This window comes from Streptomyces capoamus, assembly GCF_014654935.1.
Lineage (GTDB): Bacteria > Actinomycetota > Actinomycetes > Streptomycetales > Streptomycetaceae > Streptomyces > Streptomyces capoamus.
This window is the reverse complement of sequence record NZ_BNBF01000027.1, coordinates 51854-55853: the sequence shown is the minus strand read 5'-3', so window position 1 is coordinate 55853 and position 4000 is coordinate 51854. Positions and strand designations below refer to the sequence as shown.

Annotated in this window: 7 protein-coding genes; 4 read left to right on the top strand and 3 right to left on the bottom strand. The window is 71.7% G+C overall.

What is annotated here, in order from left to right:
* The 3 genes from IE312_RS42765 to IE312_RS31995 all read left to right on the top strand — a co-directional run.
* A partial coding sequence (locus tag IE312_RS42765; RefSeq protein WP_306419843.1) for an exodeoxyribonuclease VII large subunit occupies positions 1-252 on the top strand: 252 nt, incomplete at its 5' end.
* On the top strand, positions 249-473 hold the full coding sequence (locus tag IE312_RS32000) for an exodeoxyribonuclease VII small subunit (RefSeq protein WP_189985750.1): 225 nt from the start codon (positions 249-251) through the stop codon (positions 471-473). The genes IE312_RS42765 and IE312_RS32000, both read left to right, overlap by 4 nt.
* Before the next feature lie 146 nt (positions 474-619).
* On the top strand, positions 620-1210 hold the full coding sequence (locus tag IE312_RS31995; protein ID WP_189985749.1) for a malonic semialdehyde reductase: 591 nt from the start codon (positions 620-622) through the stop codon (positions 1208-1210).
* 106 nt (positions 1211-1316) lie between these two features.
* Here the strand turns inward: IE312_RS31995 and IE312_RS31990 are convergent, their stop codons facing one another.
* The gene (locus IE312_RS31990) at positions 1317-1844 is read right to left on the bottom strand and encodes a DUF4245 domain-containing protein (protein ID WP_189985748.1); all 528 of its coding nucleotides are present in this window, start codon (positions 1842-1844) and stop codon (positions 1317-1319) included.
* Between the two features lie 128 nt (positions 1845-1972).
* On the opposite strand from IE312_RS31990, the gene glpX reads away from it, so the two are divergent.
* On the top strand, positions 1973-3007 hold the full coding sequence (glpX, locus tag IE312_RS31985) for a class II fructose-bisphosphatase (protein WP_053708835.1): 1035 nt from the start codon (positions 1973-1975) through the stop codon (positions 3005-3007).
* A 94-nt stretch (positions 3008-3101) separates the two neighbouring features.
* Here the strand turns inward: glpX and IE312_RS31980 are convergent, their stop codons facing one another.
* Complete coding sequence (locus IE312_RS31980; RefSeq protein WP_189985747.1) at positions 3102-3479, bottom strand: WhiB family transcriptional regulator; 378 nt, start codon at positions 3477-3479, stop codon at positions 3102-3104.
* 148 nt (positions 3480-3627) lie between these two features.
* Positions 3628-4000: LiaF domain-containing protein (locus IE312_RS42760; RefSeq protein WP_229900684.1), on the bottom strand; the 373-nt coding region annotated here is incomplete at its 5' end.

Sequence of the window (4000 nt, the reverse complement as noted above, 5' to 3'; positions counted from 1 at the left end):
GACCACGTGGCCGGGCTCCTCGACCGCGGCCGGCGGACGCTGGGGCATCTGCTGGACCGGGCGGACTCGGAGCTGACGCACACGCACGCGCGCGTGGTGGCCCTCTCCCCCGCCGCGACGCTCCGGCGCGGTTACGCGGTGCTCCAGCGGGCGGACGGGCACGTGGTGCGCGGTCCGGCGGAGGTGACGGCGGGCGAGGCCCTGCGGGCCCGCGTGGCCGACGGTGAATTCTCGGTGAAGGTGAGCGAATGACGAGCAAGGTGGACGAGGCGCTCTCGTACGAGCAGGCGCGGGACGAGCTGATCGAGGTCGTACGGCGGCTGGAGGCGGGCGGTACGTCGCTGGAGGAGTCCCTGGCGCTGTGGGAGCGCGGCGAGGAGCTGGCCAAGGTGTGCCGCCGCTGGCTGGAGGGCGCGCGCGCCCGGCTGGACGCGGCGCTGGCCGAGGAGGAGGCGGCGGAGGACGCCGGGTAGGCGACCGGCGGCGTCGGCTGTGAGGCGGCTCACCGCGGCCCCGCTTTGGTTGAAGGTTGAACTTCGCTGGCGTAGGGTCGTCCCGTTAGCCGATCCGGACCGCGGTCCGGTACGTCGGATCAAGACGTCTACCAGGAAGTCCACGCATGTCTCTCGTTCTTGACCCCGCCGCCCAGGACCTGCTGTTCCGCGAGGCCCGCACCGCGAACACCTTCACCGACGAGCCGGTGACCGAGGAGCAGGTCCAGGCGATCTACGACCTGGTCAAGTACGGCCCGACCGCCTTCAACCAGAGCCCGCTGCGCATCACGCTGGTCCGCTCCCCCGAGGCCAGGGAGCGTCTGGTGCAGCACATGGCCGAGGGCAACCAGCCGAAGACGGCCGCCGCCCCGCTGGTCGCGATCCTCTCCGCGGACAACGAGTTCCACGAGGAGCTGCCGGCCCTCTTCCCGCACTTCCCGCAGGCCAAGGACGTCTTCTTCAGCGAGCGTCCGGCCCGTGAGGGTGCCGCCGCGCTGAACGCCGCCCTGCAGGCCGCCTACTTCATCATCGGCGTCCGCGCCGCGGGCCTCGCCGCCGGCCCGATGACCGGCTTCGACTTCGAGGGTGTCCGCAAGGAGTTCCTGGACGACGACCACACCCCGCTGATGATCGTCAACATCGGCAGGCCGGGCCCGGACGCCTGGTTCCCGCGCTCGCCGCGCCTGGCGTACGACGACGTCGTCACGACCGTCTGAGCGGAGCCGTCCGGTCTCCGCACCGGCCTCCGTACCGCCTGCCGTACAGGAAGAGGCCCCCGGCGCACCGCCGGGGGCCTCTTCGCGTGCGCGGGGACGGCGCCGGTCACTCCATCTTCAGCGCGGTCGCCATCGTCGTCAGCTCCTCGAAGGAGCCGGTGCCGGCCACGACCGTGGTGGAGCCCGGCGTGTTCTGCAGGACCAGGGCGTCGTACCGGCCGCCGGTCCAGCGCGTCCAGGTGCGGCCGTCGATGGTCTCCGTCCGCTGCGTGGCCCTGCCGCCCTGGCTGGCCCGGGCGATGAAGTCGGCGCGCTTCTGCGTGGACTGCTCGACCTGCACGTACTGGCCATCCGGGGTCTGGAAGCCGAGGTGCCAGCGGTCGGAGTCCGCGCCCTGGAAGCGTACGGAGGTCGCCTTCCAGGTACTCGGCAGGCCCTCGGGGGCGGCCACCGGGTAGCTCGCCGCACGGCGGGCCGTGAGCAGCTCGACCCGGTAGTCGACCCGCTTCAGCTCGGGAGCGTGATCGTCGTGCGGAATGGTGAGGAAGTAGACGACCGCCGCCGCGATGCCGATCAGGGCCAGGGAGAGAATCATGTCCCGGGCCGTCTTCTGCTTGCCGTTCGAACCTGCCACGCCCTCTATCGTCGCAGGTGTCCCATGCGCTCATCCGTGGGGTCCCCTGCTCATTTTGTCTGTCCGGCGATAGAGTCAGGGTCCAATACCCTCATCCGGCCGTCGTCGTATCAGAAAGGTGCGCTCCGATGACCGAAAATCATCACCTGCCGTCCGAGCTCGATGTTCCCTCCGAAGCTCCCGACCGCAACCTCGCCCTGGAACTCGTCCGGGTGACCGAAGCAGCCGCGATGGCCGCCGGGCGCTGGGTGGGGCGCGGCGACAAGAACGGCGCCGACGGCGCCGCGGTGCGCGCCATGCGGACCCTCGTCTCCACCGTGTCGATGAACGGCGTGGTCGTCATCGGCGAGGGCGAGAAGGACGAGGCCCCGATGCTCTTCAACGGGGAGCACGTGGGCGACGGCACCGGTCCCGAGGTCGACATCGCCGTCGACCCGATCGACGGCACCACGCTCACCGCCAAGGGCATGCCGAACGCGATCGCCGTGCTGGCCGCCGCCGAGCGCGGCGGCATGTTCGACCCGTCCGCCGTGTTCTACATGGACAAGCTGGTCACCGGCCCGGAGGCGGCCGACTTCGTCGACATCAACGCGCCCGTCGCGGTCAACATCCGCCGCATCGCGAAGGCCAAGCGGTCCGCGCCGGAGGACGTCACCGTCGTCATCCTGGACCGGCCGCGGCACGAGGGACTGATCCGGGAGGTCCGGGAGGCCGGCGCGCGCATCAAGCTGATCTCCGACGGCGACGTCGCCGGCTCGGTGTACGCGCTGCGCGAGGGCACCGGCGTCGACCTGCTGCTCGGCATCGGCGGCACGCCCGAGGGCATCATCTCGGCCTGTGCCGTCAAGTGTCTGGGCGGCACCATCCAGGGCAAGCTGTGGCCCAAGGACGACGAGGAGCGGCAGCGGGCGATCGACGCGGGGCACGACCTGGACCGCGTGCTCACCACCGACGACCTGGTGTCCGGCGAGAACGTGTTCTTCGTGGCGACCGGGATCACCGACGGAGAGCTGCTGCGGGGCGTGCAGTACCGCTCGGAGACCGCGCTCACCGAGTCGATCGTGATGCGGTCGAAGTCCGGGACGGTGCGTCGGATCTACTCCGAGCACCGGCTGAGCAAGCTGCGGGCCTACAGCGCGATCGACTTCGACCGGGCGAAGTAACCCCCGCCGGGGCCCCCGCGGCCCCGCGCCACCCCCGCGGCCCCGTGACTCGGAAGCGCCCTCTGTGCGGAGAGGGCGCTCCTGGTCCGGCCGCTCAGCCCGCTATGCGGTCCGCCGCCGTCGCGCGGGCCGCCTTCTTCAGTTCCATCTCGCGCCGGCGGCGCCGCGCCAGCACCACCCGGCGTTCGGCCGCCGTGAGCCCGCCCCAGACGCCGTACGGCTCGGGCTGCAGCAGGGCGTGTTCGCGGCACTCGACCATGACCGGGCACCCGGAACAGACCCGCTTCGCCGCCTCCTCGCGCGACAGCCGGGCGGCGGTCGGCTCCTTGGACGGGGCGAAGAACAGGCCGGCCTCGTCGCGTCGGCACACCGCCTCGGTGTGCCAGGGTGCGTCGTGGTCCCTGTCCCGCGCCGGCCCCCGCTGGGCCGGGACGGCGGCTACCTGCAGGGACGAATGCGGCGGTTGCAGCACGGTCTACTCCTGACGACGGCTTCGCGAGCGAGAGACGATGCAGCAAGGCCTACCCGCTGTGCGTGCGCCTATGCACAGAGTTCCCATCCGCGGGCGCACAGTGGTTCCTTCACGCCCCTCGCCCTGGTGCCGCCGTCCCGCCCGGCCGTCAGTGCCCCAGGTGTCTGCGCAGCTTGCGGTCGACCTTGTCCTGGACGCGCTCCAGGATGTCCGCCACCAGCTTGCCCCGCCTGGGCCGGGCCTCCACGTTGCCGAGGACGGCCCAGCCGTCGACGTAGACCACCGGCGCCTCGGGGTCGGCCGAATCCAGCGGGCTCACCTCGAAGTTGCCGAGCACACCGCCGCCGGTGCCGCGCAGCGACACGTTCTCCGGGACGCGGATCTGGACGTCGCCGAAGACGGAGACGGCCTTGATCACCACCTGCTGGTACTCGAAGACCGCCTCGCTCAGGTCGATCTCGACGCTGCCGAAGACGGCGTAGGCGTGCAGTCGGCGCCCGGCCCGCCAGCGGCCCCGGCGC